Source organism: Anaeromusa acidaminophila DSM 3853 (assembly GCF_000374545.1).
Classification (GTDB): Bacteria; Bacillota; Negativicutes; order Anaeromusales; family Anaeromusaceae; genus Anaeromusa; species Anaeromusa acidaminophila.
The window spans coordinates 108,476-128,863 of the sequence record NZ_KB894585.1 but is presented as its reverse complement, the minus strand read 5'-3'; the positions used below and the strand labels follow the sequence as shown (position 1 = coordinate 128,863).

Annotated in this window: 22 protein-coding genes and 1 riboswitch; all 22 genes read right to left on the bottom strand. The window is 53.0% G+C overall.

What is annotated here, in order from left to right; translation table 11 throughout:
• Positions 1 to 5 precede the first annotated feature (5 nt).
• Positions 6 to 557 carry a BMC domain-containing protein gene (locus tag C508_RS0104220; protein ID WP_018702301.1) on the bottom strand — a complete coding sequence of 184 codons (552 nt, stop codon included), beginning with the start codon at positions 555 to 557 and terminating at the stop codon, positions 6 to 8.
• A 21-nt stretch (positions 558 to 578) separates the two neighbouring features.
• Positions 579 to 1,919 (bottom strand): 4Fe-4S dicluster domain-containing protein, encoded by a 1,341-nt coding sequence (locus C508_RS0104215; protein ID WP_245553713.1) that lies wholly within the window; start codon positions 1,917 to 1,919, stop codon positions 579 to 581.
• Positions 1,920 to 1,942: 23 nt separating this feature from the next.
• Positions 1,943 to 3,382: an aldehyde dehydrogenase family protein gene (locus C508_RS0104210; protein ID WP_018702299.1), complete on the bottom strand. Its 1,440-nt coding sequence runs from the start codon at positions 3,380 to 3,382 to the stop codon at positions 1,943 to 1,945.
• A 63-nt stretch (positions 3,383 to 3,445) separates the two neighbouring features.
• A complete protein-coding gene (locus tag C508_RS0104205) occupies positions 3,446 to 4,450 on the bottom strand; it encodes a cob(I)yrinic acid a,c-diamide adenosyltransferase (RefSeq protein ID WP_018702298.1) in 1,005 nt (334 codons plus the stop codon).
• 24 nt (positions 4,451 to 4,474) lie between these two features.
• Positions 4,475 to 5,275 carry an HFCD family protein gene (locus C508_RS0104200; protein ID WP_018702297.1) on the bottom strand — a complete coding sequence of 267 codons (801 nt, stop codon included), beginning with the start codon at positions 5,273 to 5,275 and terminating at the stop codon, positions 4,475 to 4,477.
• A 1-nt stretch (position 5,276) separates the two neighbouring features.
• Positions 5,277 to 5,936, bottom strand: coding sequence for a phosphate propanoyltransferase (pduL, locus tag C508_RS0104195; RefSeq protein WP_018702296.1), 660 nt, complete (start codon positions 5,934 to 5,936; stop codon positions 5,277 to 5,279).
• Positions 5,937 to 5,960: 24 nt separating this feature from the next.
• Entirely contained in the window at positions 5,961 to 6,239 is a 279-nt protein-coding gene (gene eutM / locus C508_RS0104190; RefSeq protein ID WP_018702295.1) for an ethanolamine utilization microcompartment protein EutM, read from the bottom strand.
• Entirely contained in the window at positions 6,236 to 6,841 is a 606-nt protein-coding gene (locus tag C508_RS21030; RefSeq protein ID WP_018702294.1) for a BMC domain-containing protein, read from the bottom strand. The genes eutM and C508_RS21030 overlap by 4 nt, the downstream gene beginning before the upstream one ends.
• A 4-nt stretch (positions 6,842 to 6,845) precedes the next feature.
• Positions 6,846 to 7,337: a glycerol dehydratase reactivase beta/small subunit family protein gene (locus tag C508_RS17795; RefSeq protein ID WP_018702293.1), complete on the bottom strand. Its 492-nt coding sequence runs from the start codon at positions 7,335 to 7,337 to the stop codon at positions 6,846 to 6,848.
• Positions 7,338 to 7,342: 5 nt separating this feature from the next.
• Complete coding sequence (locus C508_RS0104175) at positions 7,343 to 9,178, bottom strand: diol dehydratase reactivase subunit alpha (RefSeq protein ID WP_018702292.1); 1,836 nt, start codon at positions 9,176 to 9,178, stop codon at positions 7,343 to 7,345.
• Positions 9,179 to 9,187: 9 nt separating this feature from the next.
• Positions 9,188 to 9,703, bottom strand: a complete 516-nt coding sequence (locus C508_RS0104170) for a diol dehydratase small subunit (RefSeq protein WP_018702291.1) — start codon at positions 9,701 to 9,703, stop codon at positions 9,188 to 9,190.
• A gap of 21 nt (positions 9,704 to 9,724) precedes the next feature.
• Positions 9,725 to 10,375: a propanediol/glycerol family dehydratase medium subunit gene (locus tag C508_RS0104165; RefSeq protein WP_018702290.1), complete on the bottom strand. Its 651-nt coding sequence runs from the start codon at positions 10,373 to 10,375 to the stop codon at positions 9,725 to 9,727.
• Between the two features lie 19 nt (positions 10,376 to 10,394).
• Entirely contained in the window at positions 10,395 to 12,065 is a 1,671-nt protein-coding gene (locus C508_RS0104160; protein WP_018702289.1) for a propanediol/glycerol family dehydratase large subunit, read from the bottom strand.
• Positions 12,066 to 12,083: 18 nt separating this feature from the next.
• Positions 12,084 to 12,881, bottom strand: coding sequence for a propanediol utilization microcompartment protein PduB (gene pduB, locus C508_RS0104155; protein WP_018702288.1), 798 nt, complete (start codon positions 12,879 to 12,881; stop codon positions 12,084 to 12,086).
• Between the two features lie 25 nt (positions 12,882 to 12,906).
• Positions 12,907 to 13,182, bottom strand: a complete 276-nt coding sequence (gene pduA, locus C508_RS0104150; protein ID WP_018702287.1) for a propanediol utilization microcompartment protein PduA — start codon at positions 13,180 to 13,182, stop codon at positions 12,907 to 12,909.
• Positions 13,179 to 13,664 carry a EutP/PduV family microcompartment system protein gene (locus C508_RS0104145; RefSeq protein WP_018702286.1) on the bottom strand — a complete coding sequence of 162 codons (486 nt, stop codon included), beginning with the start codon at positions 13,662 to 13,664 and terminating at the stop codon, positions 13,179 to 13,181. The genes pduA and C508_RS0104145 overlap by 4 nt, the downstream gene beginning before the upstream one ends.
• A 3-nt stretch (positions 13,665 to 13,667) precedes the next feature.
• Entirely contained in the window at positions 13,668 to 14,003 is a 336-nt protein-coding gene (eutS, locus tag C508_RS0104140) for an ethanolamine utilization microcompartment protein EutS (RefSeq protein WP_018702285.1), read from the bottom strand.
• Between the two features lie 280 nt (positions 14,004 to 14,283).
• Complete coding sequence (locus C508_RS0104135) at positions 14,284 to 15,927, bottom strand: response regulator transcription factor (RefSeq protein WP_018702284.1); 1,644 nt, start codon at positions 15,925 to 15,927, stop codon at positions 14,284 to 14,286.
• A gap of 56 nt (positions 15,928 to 15,983) precedes the next feature.
• Entirely contained in the window at positions 15,984 to 17,216 is a 1,233-nt protein-coding gene (locus C508_RS0104130; RefSeq protein WP_245553712.1) for a sensor histidine kinase, read from the bottom strand.
• Positions 17,217 to 17,372: 156 nt separating this feature from the next.
• Positions 17,373 to 18,407, bottom strand: coding sequence for a nicotinate-nucleotide--dimethylbenzimidazole phosphoribosyltransferase (locus C508_RS0104125; protein WP_018702282.1), 1,035 nt, complete (start codon positions 18,405 to 18,407; stop codon positions 17,373 to 17,375).
• Positions 18,408 to 18,547: 140 nt separating this feature from the next.
• Positions 18,548 to 18,755, bottom strand: a riboswitch (cobalamin riboswitch).
• A 105-nt stretch (positions 18,756 to 18,860) separates the two neighbouring features.
• Entirely contained in the window at positions 18,861 to 19,415 is a 555-nt protein-coding gene (gene cobC, locus C508_RS17790) for an alpha-ribazole phosphatase (protein WP_018702281.1), read from the bottom strand.
• A 63-nt stretch (positions 19,416 to 19,478) separates the two neighbouring features.
• Complete coding sequence (gene cobS / locus C508_RS0104115; RefSeq protein ID WP_018702280.1) at positions 19,479 to 20,237, bottom strand: adenosylcobinamide-GDP ribazoletransferase; 759 nt, start codon at positions 20,235 to 20,237, stop codon at positions 19,479 to 19,481.
• Positions 20,238 to 20,388: the final 151 nt, after the last annotated feature.

Sequence of the window (20,388 nt, the reverse complement as noted above, 5' to 3'; positions counted from 1 at the left end):
CCGTTTTAGAATAATGCTTCGTGCAAATTTTTATGCGGCGCAGGCAGGACCAGTTGATCCACCAGGAATCCGCCATGTTCAATGGCATGCGCGCCTGCACGTACAGCAGAATTGACAGCGCCCACGTCACCTGTTAAGGTCACAACCGCCTTGCCGCCCATACCGCGCGCTAAACGCACATCAATAAGAGCGACATTAGCCGCTTTAGCCGCCGCATCAGCAGCAACCACTGCGGAAGCCACTGAATAGGTTTCAATCACGCCCAAAGCATGAATTTCATGGACGTCGCTGCAGCCGCTCACAGCGCCAATCAAGGAGTCATGCGGGTTAGGCAGCACAAACTCATCCACTACATTTTCTTCGCCGCCTACCGCCTTGCCGCTGCGAATCGCGCTTTGCACCGCTCCGACATCACCGGCTACCATAACCACATATTTACCAGGACAAAGCGGCTGAGCCATAACCATGTCCACATTAGCCGCTTTAAGCATAGCATCCGCCGATAAAATGCCCCGCGTGATGTTCTTCAATTCCAACAAGCCAATGGCTCGCTTCATGTTCATTCCCCCTGTACGCTACTACGCCTGAATGACAATGGCGCCGTCGATGCTTACAACCTTACCGGCTATACTGGCATGCACGTTAGCTCCCAGCCCGGCTCCTTCGGGAATCTCCGCCACCAATTGCCCTTTCGCGACACTGTCTCCCACGGCTACAATCGGCTTTGCCGGCGCTCCGATGTGCTGCGATAACAATAGTTTCACGCTGCGTACCTGCGGCATTTCCGCCAACAGCGGCGCTTTCACATCATACTGCGACAAGCCCAGCCGAGCCACAAGGCGTTTCGTGGGAATCATGCGATATTCACGGCCCCCGCGTACCGCGCAAGGAGCTTCATGGTATGGATTGCGCACTTTCTGTTTGGCAAATTCCTTTTTCAAATACCCATTTACCAAGCGTGGCGACAACCCCATGGTACAGCCAAACACTTCACAAGCGCCGCATTCCGAGCAAAGCATGGCTCGCTGCAGAATATCCGGTTGCTCGCTGTTGCTGTGGCCGATGGCTTGCATAATACGATGCGGCTCTAAGCCGTGTCCCAGAAGGTTTCGCGGGCATACATCGGTACAAGCCCGACAATTGCAGCAAACCGCGCGGGAACGATTGAGCACATGCTCCCAAGACAAGCGCCGCCCTCGAATAATGCTATGACTTTCCGGCAAAACCAACAAGCCGCCGGTTGTTTTCGTAATTGGCGCGTCTTCTTCAATCAGTTTTCCCATCATCGGACCGCCGTCAATAATGGCGTAAGGACCGGTTGTGGGGCCGCCCGCCATAACCAAGGCTTCCTTTACAGACATGCCTACAGGCGCCTTAATGGTTATCGGCTTGGCTACCGCGCCGCCGATAGTGACGTACTTTTCGGTAACGCCTTCTCCCTGCAACGCTTTGGCTACGTTAATCAACGTCTCCACATTGGCGACTACTACCCCTACTTGCAGGGGAATACCGCCTTCCGGCACAATGCGCCCTGTAATTTCACGAACCAGCACTTGCTCGTCGCCGGCCGGATAAATATCCGGCAAATACGCCAGTTCCACATTTTTTTCGTTCATATCGGCCAAGGTCTTTGTCAGACTTTCAATAGCCGGACCGTATTTGTGTTTTAGCCCGACATACGCCTTTTGTGCTCCAGTAGCCACCATCACGGCCCGCAGGCCCAGCAGCATGGCCTGGCTTTCACTGGCCATAAGCTGCTGATGCGCCCGCAGAAGGGGCTCGCACTCGGCGCCATTCACCAGAATGGTGTCGACACTGGCGTTGATTTTTACATGCGTAGGGAAGCCGGCGCCGCCGGCTCCCACTACACCTGCCGCCTTAACGGCGGCAATGATTTCTTCACGTACATTCTCAGCCAATTGGTTCGCCCCCTGTTCTTCCATCAAACGATGGAGAAGCCATCCACCAGCACGCAGCGGCGCTGACGGGTAAAGCTTTTGGCGGAAGTCAGTCCCTCGCCGGTGGGGCCGGCAATCGTAAAGGTGGTGTACCCTTCGCCGCCTACGCCAATACCGGCATAAGACGGTGCATTTTTTACAAAAATGGTGGTTTCAATGGCTTTGGCCATCTGCGTCAAATTGTCTACATTTTTGGAATGCATAATGGCCGTATGACGGTTGCCGTGCTCCACTTTGACAGCCAGCGCAATAGCGGCATCAATGTCTTTAACGGATACCACCGGCAATACCGGCATCATCAGTTCTTCCACAACAAAAGGATGATCCGCGGGCGCTTCGCACAGAACCACTTTGATCGTATCCGGCACCGAAATGCCGATCTTATCCAAAATGTACTGCGCCGATTTACCTACATAATCCTTGTTGATGCCATAGACTTTTTTGGCAGGACCTGTGCAGCCTTCGGCAATCTTGCCTTCTTTGGCGGTCATGATCACTTCTTTGAGCGCTTCGCGCTGCTCTTCATTAATCAAGTACGCGCCATTGCGCTGCATGTACATCATCAGCTGATCCGCGATAGAGCCGACAGCGATGACCTCTTTTTCCGCAATGCAAGGCAAGTTGTTGTCAAAAGAACATCCATTGACAATATCCTTGGCCGCTTTGGGAATGTCTGCTGTTTCATCAACAACCACAGGAGGGTTGCCTGCACCCGCGCCGATGGCTTTCTTGCCGGACGACAGGACGGCTTTTACCACGCCAGGTCCGCCGGTAGCCACCAGCATGTTGATATCGGGATGGTTCATCATAGCATTAGCCGCCTCAATGGACGGATTCGCTACGGACGTCATAAGGTTAGCCGGACCGCCTGCTTTAACAATGGCTTCGTTAAAAAGCCGGATGGTCCAAAGAGAGGTATTCTTCGCCGTCGGATGAGGGCTGAAGAAAATCGCATTGCCTGCGGCAATCATGCCGATGCCGTTGCAAATGATGGTTTCCGTAGGGTTGGTGGTCGGCGTAATGGAGCCAATCACTCCGTACGGTCCCATTTCCAGCAGAGTCAAGCCATCATCCCCGGTCCAGGCGGTCGGTTTCAGATCCTCCGTACCCGGGCTTTTCGTAGCTGCCAGCTGATTTTTGAGAATTTTGTCGCTTACACGGCCCATACCGCTTTCCCATACCGCCATTTCCGCCATGGTAGACGCGTTGGTATAAGCGGCATCCCGTATAGCCTGCACGAACTTTTCCCGTTCCATACGAGAAAATTGTTTCAATTCTTTATACGCCTTGCGAGCGGCGGCAACGGCTTCATCAACCGTATCAAAAATGCCGTCTTGCACTTGCTTCGCGTTTCCTTCGCCGCCTTGCAATGAAGCTACAATTTCAGCGGTGATTTTTGCTATCAGCGCCTGATCTACTACCATTCTTGTTCCTCCTTCCGGCGCTACTGCGCCGTTTCGAAAGCAGTCGGCCAAAACCGCGCTTTCTTAGGCTCGGACGTTTTTCCAGGCGGCCAAAGCCGCATTGGCAACTTGTACGTCTTCATGCACCGCGCCGCCGCTGACGCCGATTCCGCCTATGACCTCTTTGCCGCTTAGCAGCGGCAAACCGCCGCCGAAAACAACAAAGCGTCCTTGCTGCGCCGTATTAAGACCATACAAGGGACCTCCCGGCTGCACCAATTGCGCCACTTCCTCCGTAGACATCTTAAGCGCTGCCGCCGTATAGGCTTTATCCAAAGCCAGCGAAATGCTGGCCAAAAGAGAGCCATCCATTCGATGCTGCGCTACTAAGTTGCCTCCGGCGTCTACCACAGCAATAACCATAGGTACACCGATTTCCATGGCCTTATATTCCGCTTCTTCAAGAATCTGTTTCGCCTTATCCAGCAAGGTTTTCGCCTCCTTGCAAGCCGAGCCTCCCGGACGCTGTTGCCCATTTGTCAAACGCTCCACAATTTGGGCCGTTGCCTTTTGCACCACCTCTTCTTGCTCCACACAGCGAGCCATCACAAAAAGTAAATCTGACAGGCGGTTCAAATAACGGCGGTCCGCTTCGGGAACAAAGGCCTTTTGGCTTAAGGTAATCGTACGCCGTTCGGCGCGGCGCACAATGGTGCGCGCCACATCCAACGCCGCGCTGGCCTTCGACTCGCCGGGAGTAACAAAATAATGCTGAGGAATGCGCCGTTGCTCCATTTCATCGATGACTGCCTCCAGCCTGGCCACATGGATTTCAGTAATGCGCCCTGGGGCCTGCTCGGTAAAGTACGTCGCCAAGTCGGCATTCAAATCGATCAGCTCGCTTTGCAGCGTTTGCAAGCATTCTTCCGCCCAGGGAAAACAAGCCACTAACGCCCGAGCTGCGCCCATAGCCGCGCTGGCTTCATCCACCGTGCCGTAGGCCTCGACTCTTATGTCGTCTTTAGAAACGCGTTCCTTACTGTATAAGCTGGTTGTACCGCCATCTCCGGTTCGCGTATACACACTCATGTTACATTCTCCCATTCCTCTGGGTTATCTGAGTTCCACACCGCACTCCCGAGCCACATCGCGCGCCAAGGGCGTCACCAGGTCTTGGGGACCAACCGTCAGGATGGATTCCCCTTGAGCTGCCCGCACTTGAATCATCGCCGCGTCAATAACCCGCCTTCCCTGCCCTTTGGGCAAAGACGGTTTTTGTGCAGTTTCTTTTGCTTTCGTCATCACGCCAGTAGTCACGCCCAGCTGTTGCATAGCCTCAGCCGCTAGCGCACCGGCGTCCACCAACGCCACCCCGTAGGATTCCAAGGTTTTCAGATTATCCTGTAATGCTCGAGTTAACGTCGGTCTGGCTGCGCCCATGCCTCCATGGACACGCCAAGGATCCTTGGGATCCGCGGCATTACGCGCGGCAATGACCGCTTTCCCCATTAAGAGCGCCTGCATCACCAGGGTCGAAATAGTTGTGTCTGCTAAGGTGCGAGCCAGTTTAGCCGCAGTGTTCTGCGTCAATACAGGCACAAGCACGACATCAGCCTCTTTTAGGTCTTGTTTCGGCAAAGGATCTGTCGCCAAACGAATGTCCAGCTCCATTCCCAGCGCCTTGCGCAATCGCTCTACACCGATCACCGTCTCCGCCGCCTTGGATAAGACAGCAGTTAAACGAACGCCCTGATTCTGCAACTGCGCCAGTTGCGCCAGCGCCTCTTCCAGGCCCAACGCGCCGCCTGTAAACAAGGCCAGCGCCTGTTTGACCGCTGGCTGCACAGGCTGCGGCGTTCCTAAACGCCGCATGACTTCTTCCGTCACCAAACGGATTATGTCTTCCCGTTCCACTTTACGCCTCCTGTTCCCGGCGCAGTGTCACCGTAGCCCCCGGACCAATGCCCAGGGCATTGGCTTCGTCCGTATCAATGTGCATTTCCAAGCGAAACTCTTCTTTCACCCGAACCAAAACATGTTTCAAGTCCGCTCCTCGCGGACCGTCAACCTCCACTATGACCCGCTCGCCGTCTTTCACACCGAAGCGGCGGGCATCATCATTGTGCATATGAATATGTCTGGCTGCGCAGATAACACCCTTTTCCAAAGTTACTGCGCCGCAAGGTCCTGTTAGGATAATTCCGGCGCTTCCTTCGATATCGCCGGAATCCCGTACAGGCGCTTTGACTCCCAAAGCAAAGCCGTCGGTACGGGAAATTTCCACCTGCGTCGTGCCGCGGATGGGCCCTAGGACGCGCACATTGCGAATTACTCCCTTAGGCCCAACCAACGTCACTGTTTCCGCTGCCGCAAATTCCCCCACCTGTTTCAAATCTTTTTGGCGAGTCAACTGGCTGCCACAGCCGAACAAAATCTCCATATGCTCAGCAGAGAGGTGGATGTGCCGGTTTGATATCCCGACAGGAATCCCTTCCGTCACCGCCATTGCTTCCGGCTCTACCGCCAAAGACTGCAAAACCTGGGTCACAATGGCTTCGATCGTTGCGCTGTCCATCCTCTCACCTCGTTACCATAGAAATTATAAAGATTTAGGAAGAATTTTCTCAATGTCCGTATGCGGACGCGGAATGACGTGCACCGAAATCAGCTCGCCAACCCGTTGCGCTGCTGCAGCGCCGGTATCGGTAGCCGCTTTCACCGCGCCTACGTCACCGCGCACCATAACGGTTACCAAACCGGAACCGATTTTTTCATACCCAACTAGGCTTACGTTGGCTGCTTTCACCATGGCGTCAGCTGCTTCGATCGCACCTACCAAGCCTTTGGTTTCAACCATTCCCAATGCCTCTCCACTCATATTGATTCATCCTCCTTGTCGTTTTTTCCATAATGCAGGCAAGTATTACGAGGATCACCCTTACGCCTCGGGCAATTTGGATCGTGACACAAATTGCAGCTATCCGCCGGATCAACGGCTGGCTCTTCGCTCAGAAGTTCCTGTTCTTCCTCCACGGTTTCAAGCTCTTCCTCAACCATGGTCTCTATTTCGGCTTCCGCAGACGTTTCTTCCGGCACGTTTTTTTCCGGCTCCGACGCTATGGGCGGTTCTTCTTCCGCTTCCATCTCTGCTTGCTCTTCCGGCATTTCTTCCACCGCAGTTTCCAGCTTCGTTCCTACCGTTTCTTTGGTAAGAAGTATACAATCCAACTCCTGGTGCGGCCGGGGGATGACATGAGTGGCGACAATGCGCCCCACTCTTGCCGCAGCGGCGCTGCCGGCTTCTACAGCCGCCTTTACGGCGCCTACGTCGCCGACCACTTTGATCAGGACCATGCCGCTGCCTTTCGCCAATTCATAACCTACTAATTTTACATTAGCCGATTTTACAGCTGCATCCGCCGCCGTAATGGCGACAGGCAAGCCAACGGCTTCAATCATACCTAATGCTTGTCTGACCATGCATTCACCTCCCATGGCCTCCTGGCCCTCCCGGGGCCCCCGCCGTTTCTTGCAACATCCTGCGGACAATCTCCGCTACCAACGAGGTCAGATCTTCTTCCGCTACCGCTTCCGCCTCGCCGGCAGGCACGCCGACTTCCTCAGCCTTTTCCTTAAAAGGAATGCCTTTGACAAGCCTGGCGGCGTTATACCCAAACAACCGCCACACGCTCGGATCTCCAGGCCCAGGATGTATAAAAAGCGGCTCTTCCAGTGCCAATTTGCGGTAATGGATGCACAGCCCCTCGCCACTAACGCCTACGCCCACCCCCAGGGGCGACGCGAAGGCTGCTTCATGCGCTAAGCGGGCAGCGTCTCCTGTTTCCTGCTCTGTGAGTCTCCAGGGTATGCCTTCTTCTTCCATGCCAGCCTTAATCTCGCGCAGTTTGGCCTCCAACTTGTCGTGAGCCGCCACAGCGAGAAATACACTGGGCCGGACTTTCTGATCTCCCAACATCGTCTTCACGCCTCTCTGCCAGGGCCTTCATGCGTATACGACAGCACCAAGCCAGTAGCTACGGCGTTGCGCGGGCCTTCACAACCTCGAATGTTGCCGCGACCGCAAACAATGCCATATTCAGCCAACGCATCGCTTACCATATCCGCAACTTCAAAATCCAGCGCCGAACCGCCAACAAGAACCACGAACTCAATGTGCCGAATGTTTCCCGTCGGAGCCACTCGCGCCAACGACCGCAGCGCATTGGTCACGAACACTCTTTTCTTGGCCTCCCGCCGGACATGGCGAATGCGATCCAGCGCATGATCCGTCGGAATGGGAACCATATCGTCTTCTTTTAAAATTACGTTTCTAGCGAAGACATGCGGCGGCAGATGCTCCGAGAAAAAGCGCACTGTGCCGTCTTCCAGACGAATATGGTACAGGCTTTCCACCTTGGCCAAAGGATACTTTTTGATTTCTTCCGCCAGGGACAAATCATTCAACCCTAGCTCCGAATTGATCAACATGGTCACCATGTCTCCGGCGCCGCCAAGATGAATGGCATGCACCTTTTCATCGCGGGTGATAATAGCCGCATCGGTCGAACCGCCGCCCATATCCAGAATCGCCAAAGGCTTATCCGTTCCCGGTGTTGTCATGGCTCCCAAAATGGCCATATTCGCTTCTACGCCGGCGATGACCACGCCGATTCCCAGTTCGGACGTCAGCCGATCAGCAATCTGCTGCATCGGCAACCGGCTGGTTTTCACCATGGCCGCCAAGGCCACGGCATTCTCCAAGGCAAATTCGCCGGCCAGACCGCCTTGCACCTTTTGAGGCACAAAGGTATCCACCGCCAAGATGTCCTGGATTTTCATTTCGCCTAAAGGCTGCGCCGTCAAATCGCCCATGACCTGCCGCACACGTTCCAGCATGCCATTGACATTGGTTCCCGCTTCTCCTTGCACATCCTGTACCGGCTGCACACGTTCCACGGCTTCCATGATTTTCGAGGCGCCAGCCTCCACATCCACTTCGTTCCGTCCCTTTTGCCCCAGCACGGTAATAAAACCGGCCGGAATGGCGCGCGCCTTGACATCCCCTTGAGGCGTACGCACCACCACTGCGGAACGATTGCCGATCAAGGCTCTGGCAATAGGCACTACCATCTTGGTTTCGTCCGCGTTCAGGCCAAAGACCGTCGCAATGCCATAGGGATTGGACAGGGTCGTAATGGTTCGTCCCGCTTCGGCCACCTCAACAGCCGCCAACATGTGCAAAGGAACTTTGTCGATAAACGCCACCTCGTCCAAAATGGGCATCGCTTTGTTTACCCGGTTGGCAATGAGCACCGCATCATCCTGACAGACGATGGCGCCTTGCACGTCAACTCCTCGGGCTAAGGCCGCATTGAGCGTTTTGGCAGCGTCTTCAAAATCAACTCCCCGGGGAATAATACACAATACGCTTTCCCCGGCATTGGTGCGCGGCAATTCTTCCATAAGAATCGTCACGCCCACGCCCAGACCGATTCCGCCCGGCGTGGAAGGATTGTGCCCGATCATGGTCGATTCGGTAATAATGGTTTCCGTAATGGTCTCCATTGCCAAATCGCCGATAACCGGCGTAGCTTCGTTCAAACGAACCTGAGACAAATCGCGCATGGTAAGGCCGGTCTTCTTTAAGGCGTCCTGAATCGCCTGCACGATGCCCGGCACATTAGCCAGCGTCCCCTTAATCCCGGTTGTTTTTACAATGCTGCTGGCCAAAAATTGCAAGGGCTGACCTGCATCAATTCTGGCCAGGCATACTTCTGTGGTGGAATTGCCGATATCCACCCCTGCAATGATCGCCATAACCGTGTCCTAGTCTACGCGGAGACGATTGCGGCGTTCGTATACGTCAGCAGCTTCCCGAACAAAGTCGGCATTGATTTTGGCGCTGTATTTATGTTCCATTTCATCGGCAATCGCCAAAAGTTCCGCTTTGGTCGAACGGTTCGGGCGCAGCGCATTGTAGATTTCCAAAATACGGTTATCCGGAATGGCTGTCAGTTCTGCAGCGCGGCGCAGATTAGCAGCAAACTGCGTCCGGCCTACGCCGTCGGCAATTTCCGCTTGCATACGCAACGTTTCCGGGCTGATGCGCACATCGTCGGCCGTAACCTGACCGCCCAATACTTTGTCCAACGTAATATCGTTCAGCGATTTGCCGCTAGGAGTCTTGACCAAGTCAGGATGTTTTTCCGCCAGCGGATAATCCTGAGCCGGGCAGAATCCTTTAGTCGGCACGGCAGCAGCCACAGCGCCGCCTTGCGGAGCCTGGTGCATGGAGCGCATGACCTCACGCACAATATCTTCAATCATCTTATTTTGAGACATCGTTTGATTCACCTCCGTCGTTTAAAACTGCACTTCAATTTCTACCGCTTTAGCACCGGGAACGACATGTTCCGTTTCCTTGATGTGAAGGATAGCGGCTTTAGCCTGGAATTTAGGCCGGGCCATCTGATCATTCCGAGTCGGTACCGGAGTCGGAGATTCGCCCTTCGCGTATTTAGCAGCATTACGGCCAATGGCGCGGTACGCTTCCAAGTCCAGCAGCGGCGACTGCGGGAATAGTTCCAGGTTGCTCAGCGGCGGCAGGTCTTTCTGATGAATGACTGTCGTGCCGCGAGACTGAATGCCGATCGAAATGCCGGAACCACTCAATTTTGTTGCATCATGAGCGACAAAGGCCACATCCGAAGAGCGCAGCACGCGGATAACCCGTGCTTTGAGCCCTTCTTCCTCAATACCGGAGATGATTTCCCGCAGCACATCGCTGTGGGGCACGTCTACGATGGTTTTGTTCTGGTATTTGCCAAAGGCAGGGGCCAGAGCGATGATCACTTCATCGGCCCAAGTTCCCGCTTTTGCTTCGCCTTTTTCCACCAAGGTCATCGGACGGCCGACAACCGCTTTTTTTACAGGCGCACTGGCGGCAGTAGGCTGTTCCATGCCTTGCATCACCTGTGCGACAATCTCACGAATCATTTGTTCGCTGATTTGCATATTCGGCGCACCTCCCCGCTTAAACGTCAAAGTCAGACGGATTTAAAGCCTGACGAATGGTCTTGATTTCGTTCCAGCGCTCATCGCTCATGCGATAGCCGGTTCCGGGACCGCGATAGTCGTTGGCGTCATTAACGGCGCTAACTACATGGAAGTTGCTGTCCAAAATAGCCGACGTATGGAGATAATCTCCGGATACGCGCTGTTTGAGCAGGTTGAGAACGTTCTCCGCCAGGTCTTGGAAGCCGGCTTTCGACAAGGCTTTGACTACGTCAATGCCGGTAATGCCGCGGCTCATCATTTCCTGAGCGGCTTTGAGATCCTCGACGATATTACGGGCGGGCATATCCTTGCTGCCATGAGCATAGGTAGCCGCTTCCACTTCCTCGTCAGTAATGGCCGGGAAGCCCAGCTCGCGGTACACAGCCTGGAGAGCCCGAGCTGCTTTATTACGTACGGCAATGACATCTTCTTCCGCTGCCGGACGCAGGCCGCCGTCGACTTTAAGGTCACGCTGGATAATGTTCCAGTCGTCATAATCATCTACATCCCAGTTGGAGCCGGCGAACATGTTGTCATAGTTAGGCACGCCGCTGTAACCGGAGCAGATAAAGTCCGTGCCAGGCAGCATCTGCATGAGCGTACGAGCTGTCCGGCGAATGTCGGAATGGGTGAAGGTCTGGTCATTACTAGAGGCAACTTCCAGATCCAGCATGGTAGTAGTCAGGTTTTCCGCCAAAACAGCACGAATGCCGGACGGAACCGCCGCAGGCACGCCGATGCAGCTTACCGAGCCGTTCTGGAGGCCCTGTACGCCAGCGCCGCGGGTAATCATGATGCAGCGCACTTCCAAGTACAGCATGGATTTGCCTTCGGCGTAACCCATCTGCACTTCGGCGCCAGTACCGGAGGTAAAGCGCATTTTCAGGCCGCGCGAAGCATAGGCCGAAGCCAAGAACGCTTTGGACCAAGGAGTGTCATCGCCGTCAACAAACACGTTTTCCGTGCCATATACGGAAATAGTCTCCGCATAAGCCGTAATGCCGCGCATGCCCAGCTGCAGCTCGGTAGCTTCTTCCAAAGCGCATTGGATCAAGGTGCCGCGACGTCCGGTTTGGCCGCCAATCAGCATGGACAGCGCATTGAACGGAGCGTAACGCACAACAGCAACAGTGGTTTCCATTTCATCGAAGCCGCGCATGGAAGCTTCCGCTGCATCAGCAGCAATCAGCACCGGATTGTCAGCTACGTTGGTAATATGGCATTGGTTGGAAGGACGCTTACGCGCGCGCATCTTCTGCAGCGCCATCATCATTTCCACCACGTTCATGGTGTTAAGTACCGCCACGATCTTGGCGGCGGTCAGGCCACGAAAGACCTTGACGATCTCGTCACGGGACACGTTTACGTCCACAAGCAATTTGGCAATTTCTTCATTGCCCATCGCCATGGATTTTTCCGCTACCGTCACGTCAATGGCATAGTCCGCAATAAACTGATCAATAAAATCGAATTTATCACGCGGCACGCCGTCCATTTCAACTACACGGCCGTTTTGGATTTTAATGCTAGGAATCGGATCGTTGGGACTGCCCATGGCAATCAGACCCACTTCGGGCCATTCAACCACGAAGCCGTCCTGGTTAACAGGGCGGGCTTCCAACGCTTCAAACCGTTTGGATCGTTTCATTTCGTTCCCTCCCTGCTATTAAATATAAGGTTTAGTCGCGGACGGAGCCGGGCCGCCCAAGGCTTCGAGCAACTTCTTGCCTGCATCTTTAGCAGCCAAAACCGACTGGCGAACCGCGCCGGAGTCGCCGGTAATCATGATGATCACTTCGTTGGAGTAGCTGGTGCCGCCAGCAGGGCTGGCATAACCGACAAGCTCCACATTCGCTGTTTTGACAGCCACATCGGACATCAGCACGCCGATAGCCGCCGGAGCGCCTACAATCAGGCCGAACGCTTTGCCAACAGGCGCATTGAACGCTTTGTTGATGGCGTAGCTGGCGCGAGCGGTGTATTGCAGCTCCAGATGGCCTGCGTCATTGCCGTATACGTCGCCGAAGGTGCGGTCCAGTTCTTTCAGGGCCACTTCAACTGCGCGGCGAGCGTCAGACACTTCTTCCGCACCAAAAATGATGAGACATCCATGACCAGCGCCACCTTTAGTATCACGGGCCAGTTCGATGGTGACGATTTCCGTATTGGTCGCTTTAACCGCTTCGTCCGCCGCCATGATGTGCGGGCCAGCGCCGGTACGACCGCCGATGATACCGATCGAGCGGTATTTGGGATCCAGTTTCATCTGCGCATGTAGCATGGGATCTACGTTAGCAATTACCAAACCGATAGTATCGCCGATAGCAGTACCAACGTATTCAGTCATTCCCGGGTTAGCTGTGCAAGCGGCAGCGGCCGGAGCTTCCGTCGGAGCAGCAACTCCTTGAGACTCCATGCGTTTTTTAATTTCATCCATAACCTTGTCAATTAACTGTTCTTGCATATGTCTTCCACCTCCAAATTAATGCTTAAACCTGTTTCGGCAGAATGCTTTCCACATCCGTGTGGGGGCGAGGAATGACGTGTACGGAGACAACCTGGCCTACTTTGCCGGCAGCAGCGCTGCCAGCGTCGGTAGCCGCCTTAACAGCGCCTACGTCGCCACGTACCATAACCGTCACCAGGCCGGAGCCGATTTTTTCGTAGCCAACCAAATGTACATTGGCTGCCTTGACCATGGCATCAGCCGCTTCAATGGCGCCGACAAGACCTTTCGTTTCCACCATACCCAATGCTTCGTTCATTTTATGTCCTCCTTTCCTCCGGCGGATGAGTTTCGGTCCATCTGTTCCAGACAATCCGTCAATTCATCCAAGCCTTCACCTGTATGGGAAGAGACAAAGAACACAGGCTCTTTGACTCCCGCCTGCACTAAAAATCGTTTTGCGCGTTCACGATCCGCCTGTTCTAAATCCACCTTCGTGACTACGCCCACCACCGGTCTGGTAAACATGCCTGCAAAACCGGGTGGCAGTACTGGCATTCTCTGCGAAGCATCCTGCACAATCAGCACGCCTGCCGCTTGCATGGAGGTCACCAAGAGAGCCGAGTAAAAACGCGGGATTTGCGCATATTCCCCTGGAGTATCGATAGCATCGTCGTAAAATTCAATATCACTGGTCTTGCTTACTTCCTTCGCCCGCTGCCCCAAGGCATACGCTAGCGAAGTCTTGCCAGCGCCTACCGCGCCTACCATCATGACCTTGCGTTTAACCGTAGGTTTCATAGGTCAGGACCTGGTAATGCGAGTCCCGGTAAAACCCAGGCCATCCATCAGTACGGCGTTTACCTGGCGCAACGCCGCTTCCACAGCAGAAACGCTGCCCACCAGCACGACAGAACCGGTGAAACGATCCATAAATCCAATGTCCACGGCCGCTGTTTTAGTGGCTACATCCGCAGCAATCAAAGCCGCCTCGCAAGGAGTAATGGTCAAGATGCCAATAGCGCCGCTTTGTCCGACTCCCAGCTTTTCGCAAAGGGCTTCCTTAGGGTGAGCAATCAGGTGCGCCAAGGTCACCTGTTTCCCTGGTACATATTCTTGTACAACTCTCTGCTTTTCCATGCTCATCGGCCTTCCTCGCAATCTTCGCAAATAATTCGACGATTCTACATGTGTATTAATTGGCGATTGCCTTCATTCTCCCTTGAGTCCTTGTTGCTCCCCTACTGGAGTTCCTTGCTGCCCCCAACCTTCTATTTAGACAAAAATACACTCCTCTTTTTTTGAGATGATAAGATCTTGCTGATCTTTCCGAATTTTTTTAATATAAAAGCAAAAAAAGACTGCCCGAAGGCAATCTTTTTTTATGACAGATTCACTATGCGATTTTGCCGTAAGCTTTTTAGACTTTTGTTTTTTCGCCCCGCAACTCCTGCCGGTACTGGTTCGGCGTCATCCCCATGGCTTGCCGGAAAACACGGCAAAAATAACTAGCGTCTTGATATCCCACTTCCGTAGCAATCCGCACCACCGTGTAATCCGGATCCAACAGAAGCTTCTTAGCCCGATCCAAGCGCACCCGAGTAATAAAATCGGCAAAGTTGAAGCCTTTTTCCTTTTTAAACAAGCGACTGAAATAAAAGGGACTTAAATGCACCGTCTGCGCCACTTCCTCCAACGGCAGATTGCGGTGACAATTGGCAACAATATATTCACAAGCTTTATTCATAACCCGCAAATTCATGCTGTTGCGGTTTTCCAGCATATTATCCAAAAATTGATCCAGCGCTTCCATCATCCAGCGTTCAATATCGCTTTGCTCATGACACTCATTTAAACGCTGAATGCACTGAAAGTTGAGCAAGGTCAGCTTGTCTAAACTGGCGCCGCCTTCCACTGCGGACCGCGACAGCACCACCAGCAACTCCAACACACACGCCTTGACGGTTTCCAGCCGACTTTTCTTGGCAAAGATTTCACTTAAGAGGCTTTTTAAGGTTTCCTTGGCTTGCTTGCGGTCGCCGCAGCGCACTTTGTCCAAGACCGCCCGTTCTGCATGAAAGGGATAATGAAATGGACCTTCGCTGAGATGCGGCGCATCTTCAATATGAATCACCTGGCTGCTGCCCAAATAAAAACGCTGCCGCAGCGCGCTCATCGCTTCGTGATACGATCGATAAATATCCCTCGGATCCCCATAGTATCGGCCCACGCCAATCGTAATGCTAAGCCCCAGCTCCTCGCCTACCACGCTGCGAATGCTCTCCGCTTCCCGTAGCGCACCCGCTTTAGCGCTGTCCGCAGTCTCCGCATTTTCCAAACCTAACAAGACTACGATATTGTCGCTCCCGGTAGGCGCCACCAGCGCCGCCTTGCCCACGCCGCTGCGCGCTCTTACGGCGCGGCAGATACTCTGATGCAATCGCTGCTTCATTCCCTGTTTTTCTAGTTCCGAGGCCTGCAAAGTCAACTTGCGGAAATTATCAATATCAATAACCAGCGCCACGCCAGGGTCCACAGCCAAGCCCAAAAACTTAGCCCGTTCCCGATAATGAGCCAGCTCCTCTACTTGCCCGGAAATGAGGTCGTACACAAAAGACATCTGAATAAACGGCATGGCCTCGGTCACGCTTTTACGCAACGCTTCTTCTTCTTGATGCTTGTTTTTCATGGCCTTGACGCCTTCCGCCACCTTGCGCAGCGTTTCCGTAAGTTCCTCCGGTCGCACTGGTTTCAGCAAGTATTCTACCGCCCCCATCGAAAGAGCCTGTTTGGCGTAACTGAATTCGTCAAAAGCCGTCAGCATCACAATGCGCGTATCCGGCAGCAGCACTCGAATGCTTTTCGCCGCCTCCAAGCCGTTGATCTCCGGCATCCGAATGTCCATCAGCACAATATCCGGCCGTTCTTCCATGGCCAGCCGGACGGCGCTGGCGCCATCGCCTGCCTCACCGACAATTTGAACCTGCGGATAGTTTTTTTCAATAATGAAGCGCAACGCTTGTCGCTCCAATTGTTCATCGTCGGCTATCAACAGCGTATACATACAACTACTCCTTCCCGAATGCTGCCGGTCTTCCCTGACCGGCCTTCTACGATACTTTAATTATGCCGAAACGGCAGACGCAGCTTTACCGAAGTTCCTTCGCCAGGCATGCTTTCCACCGAAAGGCCGTATTGCTCTCCAAAAAAATGACAAATACGCTTATGTACGTTAATGATACCTAAGCCAGTTGTCTGTCCATGCGAATTTTGCCGACGTTCCTCCCGGAACAAGCTTTGCAAACGTTCCGCCGACATCCCCACGCCAGTATCGCGCACCGTCAGCACCATATCGCCGTTCTCCATCTGCCCTTCCAGAAAAATCCGGCCGCCTTCCACCCGGTTTTCCAACCCATGAATAATGGCGTTTTCCACCAACGGTTGCAGCGTTAGCGCTGGAATCAGCCCCTCTAAAAGCGCGGTATCGATTTGAATATCCGAGGCAATACGATCACCGAAGCGAACCTTTTGAATGGTCAAATAATCCCGAGTAGATTTGACCTCTTCTTCGATCGTACGCAACACGTCAATATCCCGCAGATTATTGCGCAGCAAATCCGCTAAAGCGTAAACTACCTCCTGCGTCTTTTCCGCCCCTTCCAGCAAGGCTAAACGCGCAATGGTGTTGAGCGTATTAAATAAAAAATGAGGATTGACCTGCGATTGCAGCGCCTTCAATTCAGTCACCTGCAGCAGGCTTTCCAGCTCCGCTTTCGCTTTCATCTCCAGCATCAGCTGCTTTTGCACAATATTCGCTAGGCCAATTTCTACAATGTAGTTGGACATGATATAAATCAGATCCGCTCCAGCCTTAATGCGGTGCTCCGGTACAATTTCTACCTGGTCAAAAAGCTCGCCGATTTTTTCTTTGTCTACCGGCAAATCCGCCACACGACGATACATTTCTTCCTTGACCTCTTTAATATCGCTGTGCTCGGTTTCCACTACCACCTGACCGGCCAAAAACGCTCCAATGTACTCATCCTGCACAATAATCGGCGCCGCCAAATCTGTCAGACCGCTATGACAAAGATATACCACCGGACGTTTATCTTGAGTAGCCCGTCGACCGCTTTTATCATCACAATTCATGCAGCGACGAAAGCCTTCATCAAAAGAGCGAACGTAATTGCAAAAACAGGCAAAATGGCTGGGCTTAGTAATAGGGCGGCCTTCGGGATCCACAATAACTGCCGCCAGACCCGTGGCTTCTGCAAACTTATCTTGGATCTCTTGCAAAATACTAGTGTCAACAATTTCACTTAACGTAAACCGGCTGACTTGCATATTCATTTCCCTCCATCCTTTTACGACGCATCCGGCAGATTTTGGTCTTGTCAAAGTTTTCGCATAAATGAATACTATTAGTTATACAGATGCGTTTTTCCTGCGTCAGGATTTCGGGATATGAAAGTTTTGTCATAAACCGCCAGTTTCTTTGGCAATATTTTACAAGGCAGCTCGTTGTTCTTTTTCCGTCGCTGCAGGAATGAAATCGGTAATCCGCGCCATATTGTGCATCGTGTAAAGCATGGTCTTCAATAAAAACACCATCAATACCGCCCCAGTTCCTTCTCCTAAAGCCATATTGGCTTTCAACACCACTTCTTCCGCCGGAATATTCCCCAACAGCAGGGAATACGCCATGCCCGGCTCTCGAGACAAATGCGAAGGAATGGCATGCTTTTCCACGCTCGTATCCAATCGTGAAGCGCAGATATAGGCAACCGCCGTAATAAAACCGTCAATAACAAATGGCGTCTTGAGTCGCGCACATTCCAACATAGCGGCGCAAATAGCCACCATATCAAAACCGCCTACGCAGCGCAGAACATCCTTGGCGGTATGAAACTTTTCTTTATGTAGCTCCACGCCTTTAGCAACCACTTGGCATTTGTTTTTGATCAATTCGCTGGTCTGCAGTCCGGCGCCGCCGCCGACGATAAACTCCGGTAAAATACCTGTTAAGCCGTGGAGTACTGCTGATGAGGTAGTCGTATTGCCAATTCCCATCTCTCCTAAAGAAATTAAATTGTAGCCTTTCGCCACTAGTTGACGGACCTGTTCTTGTCCGGCTTCCCAAGCAACAGTAAATTCCGTCTCTGTCATGGCTTCGTCTTTGAGAAAGCTGCGACTGCCCATGGCCGCTTTACGAGAAATTCCGGTAAAAGGTCTTGTAGAATTGACGCCAACATCAATAACCCGATAAGGTATGCCGCACTGCTGGCAAAAACAGCTGATCGTTGCCCGACCATCTACCATATTCTGCACCTGCAAATACGTAATCTCTTCCGGATCCTTAGCCACGCCCTCAGCAATGACGCCATTATCCGCTGCAAACACTAAATGAAAGGGCTTAAGCTCTGTTTTCACTTCACCCCAGGACAGCACCATCTTTTTTAGGTATTTTTCCAACAAGCCCAGGCTATGACGAGGTTTAGCCGCCCCGTCAATCCACTCATTCACATCCTGTTCCAAACTCATAAAAACCCCTCCTTCAACACGTTCAGCCTGCAACTGCCGTACCAGCGGGGATGAGGGATATAAAAACAACCCAGCCACAAAGGCTAGGTATCTTTTCTTAAGTGTACCTATCCTTCTGGCATTCCCCTTGGCGCGAGGGTGCATGACAGCCAAAACAGGCAGGTATCCTGGCTAACGGTTTCTCAAGCTTCCTGCACCTTCCCGGTTTCCCAGTGGCATACGCAAGAGCTCTCCCCGAATACAGTGGCGCGACCGCATCGTTTACAGGCCAAACAGCCTGTCCGAACTTCCCTATTCTCCTTCGGCTTTTTCAACGCTTCCGAAGGCACCTGTTTGGTGGCATCCTTTTTCAGTTGTCTTGAAAATTCTTTTCTCTGATAAGCAAATTAAATCCTGCCTCAGGGAAGCGGCTCGACAAGATAATGGGCAAGGTAGTCAAAATACTCCTATTTTTTACACATCCATCGCCATCGCCTGGCCATGCTCCACCGCCACGCCCCAAAGCTGCTGCAATGGTTTGCCTTGCAACAAACATAGCAAGACGCGAATGGTTCCGCCATGAGCTACCACTGCTATTGCATCCTCTTCTTGATGCGCTTCACGAAGCGCCTGCAACGCCGGCCACGCTCGTTTTGCCAGATCGCTAAACCCTTCGCCTTCCGGCGCGCAGCCTATCTCAGGATGATCGTACATCAGACTCAATTCGTTGGCCCATTTCTCCATAATCTGCTCATACCGCAAACCTTCCCATAGTCCAAAGTGAAGCTCTCGCAGTTCCGGCTTCTGCTGCACCTGCAGCCTGTGCGGCTGCGCTATTGTCTCCGCCGTTTCTACAGCCCGTTTCAAATCGCTGGCATAGACCGCCGCCAGCGGCTCCTTTGCTAATAAGGCCGCTGTTTCCTGCGCCTGCCTCCGCCCGTTTTCATTCAACGGTATATCGCTATGCCCCTGATACCGTTTGGTCCGGTTCCACTCGGTTTCACCATGCCGCACAAACCAAATCTTCATATTTTCACCTCTAACACTTTAACTAATAACATTTCATCATTGCTGGAAATTCTCTGTCAAAGCTCACCGCCAGAAGACAAATACCGCGAGCGCTCCCAATTGAGATAATTCAATGATCGCTCCATATACATCGCCTGTCAGACCTCCAAGAATACCAGCCGCATAGGAAGCTACCGCCCAAGCGATCAATGAAGCAGCTAGCCCCGCCCCCATTGCGAACAATCCCAACGGGGCCAGCAAAATGAGTGTCAGCAATAAGCTCGCCCAAACGGTCAGCCCCCCGGCATACTGCCCAAAGCCCTGCCCCAATCCTTGCGGACGAGCATAGGGATAATGCACAAGGGGCGCTACTACAGCCCACCGTCCGGCTATAGGCATCACCAACGAAGCCATAGGCAGCCATTGCAATGGAATATCCAGGTAGAACGAGTACTTCACAAGCATTAACAACGCAAAAGACATCGCCCCGTATGCTCCTACCCGACTGTCTTTCATAATCTCCAACATTCGTTCCCGAGAACGCCCGGAAAAAATCCCGTCCATCGTATCCATAAACCCGTCGCAATGCAGCCCGCCGGTCAGCATAATCTCGAGCACAATCAGCAACGCCGTTGCCGCATGCATCGGCAAAGATTCTCCAAAAGCCTGCACCATACCCCAGGCGCAGCCGCCCAGAACCGCGCCAATGACGCCTCCCGCCCAAGGAAAAAAGCGCACGCTCCTTCCTAATGCTTCTAGAGACCAATCCACTTCTTTCACCAACTGAAATCGCGTTAAAAATTGCAACGCTCGTATAAAATCTGCTATATAACCTGCTTTCAAGCAACACGCCTCCCACGTAATGAACCAATAATCACCGGTATGGCTCTTGTTCTTGTGTCTATTTCAGCAAAAAGGCACTTCCATACATAAAGAACTATCGTTATGATTAAATTCCACTAAAGAGCAACGCTTTCCTTCCCTAGAATACGTT

What these genes read in the sequence shown, in the direction of transcription:
- pduL (WP_018702296.1), bottom strand. Translation starts at nt 5,936, where the DNA reads ATGGACAGCGCAACGATCGAAGCCATTGTGACCCAGGTTTTGCAGTCT.
- C508_RS0104210 (WP_018702299.1), bottom strand. Translation starts at nt 3,382, where the DNA reads ATGGTAGTAGATCAGGCGCTGATAGCAAAAATCACCGCTGAAATTGTA.
- C508_RS21030 (WP_018702294.1), bottom strand. Translation starts at nt 6,841, where the DNA reads ATGGTCAGACAAGCATTAGGTATGATTGAAGCCGTTGGCTTGCCTGTC.
- C508_RS0104145 (WP_018702286.1), bottom strand. Translation starts at nt 13,664, where the DNA reads ATGAAACCTACGGTTAAACGCAAGGTCATGATGGTAGGCGCGGTAGGC.
- cobC (WP_018702281.1), bottom strand. Translation starts at nt 19,415, where the DNA reads ATGAAGATTTGGTTTGTGCGGCATGGTGAAACCGAGTGGAACCGGACC.
- eutS (WP_018702285.1), bottom strand. Translation starts at nt 14,003, where the DNA reads ATGGAAAAGCAGAGAGTTGTACAAGAATATGTACCAGGGAAACAGGTG.
- C508_RS0104135 (WP_018702284.1), bottom strand. Translation starts at nt 15,927, where the DNA reads ATGTATACGCTGTTGATAGCCGACGATGAACAATTGGAGCGACAAGCG.
- C508_RS0104160 (WP_018702289.1), bottom strand. Translation starts at nt 12,065, where the DNA reads ATGAAACGATCCAAACGGTTTGAAGCGTTGGAAGCCCGCCCTGTTAAC.
- C508_RS0104205 (WP_018702298.1), bottom strand. Translation starts at nt 4,450, where the DNA reads ATGAGTGTGTATACGCGAACCGGAGATGGCGGTACAACCAGCTTATAC.
- C508_RS0104170 (WP_018702291.1), bottom strand. Translation starts at nt 9,703, where the DNA reads ATGTCTCAAAATAAGATGATTGAAGATATTGTGCGTGAGGTCATGCGC.
- pduB (WP_018702288.1), bottom strand. Translation starts at nt 12,881, where the DNA reads ATGCAAGAACAGTTAATTGACAAGGTTATGGATGAAATTAAAAAACGC.
- C508_RS0104165 (WP_018702290.1), bottom strand. Translation starts at nt 10,375, where the DNA reads ATGCAAATCAGCGAACAAATGATTCGTGAGATTGTCGCACAGGTGATG.
- C508_RS0104125 (WP_018702282.1), bottom strand. Translation starts at nt 18,407, where the DNA reads ATGAGTTTGGAACAGGATGTGAATGAGTGGATTGACGGGGCGGCTAAA.
- eutM (WP_018702295.1), bottom strand. Translation starts at nt 6,239, where the DNA reads ATGAGTGGAGAGGCATTGGGAATGGTTGAAACCAAAGGCTTGGTAGGT.
- C508_RS0104130 (WP_245553712.1), bottom strand. Translation starts at nt 17,216, where the DNA reads ATGAATATGCAAGTCAGCCGGTTTACGTTAAGTGAAATTGTTGACACT.
- C508_RS0104220 (WP_018702301.1), bottom strand. Translation starts at nt 557, where the DNA reads ATGAAGCGAGCCATTGGCTTGTTGGAATTGAAGAACATCACGCGGGGC.
- pduA (WP_018702287.1), bottom strand. Translation starts at nt 13,182, where the DNA reads ATGAACGAAGCATTGGGTATGGTGGAAACGAAAGGTCTTGTCGGCGCC.
- C508_RS17795 (WP_018702293.1), bottom strand. Translation starts at nt 7,337, where the DNA reads ATGTTGGGAGATCAGAAAGTCCGGCCCAGTGTATTTCTCGCTGTGGCG.
- C508_RS0104175 (WP_018702292.1), bottom strand. Translation starts at nt 9,178, where the DNA reads ATGGCGATCATTGCAGGGGTGGATATCGGCAATTCCACCACAGAAGTA.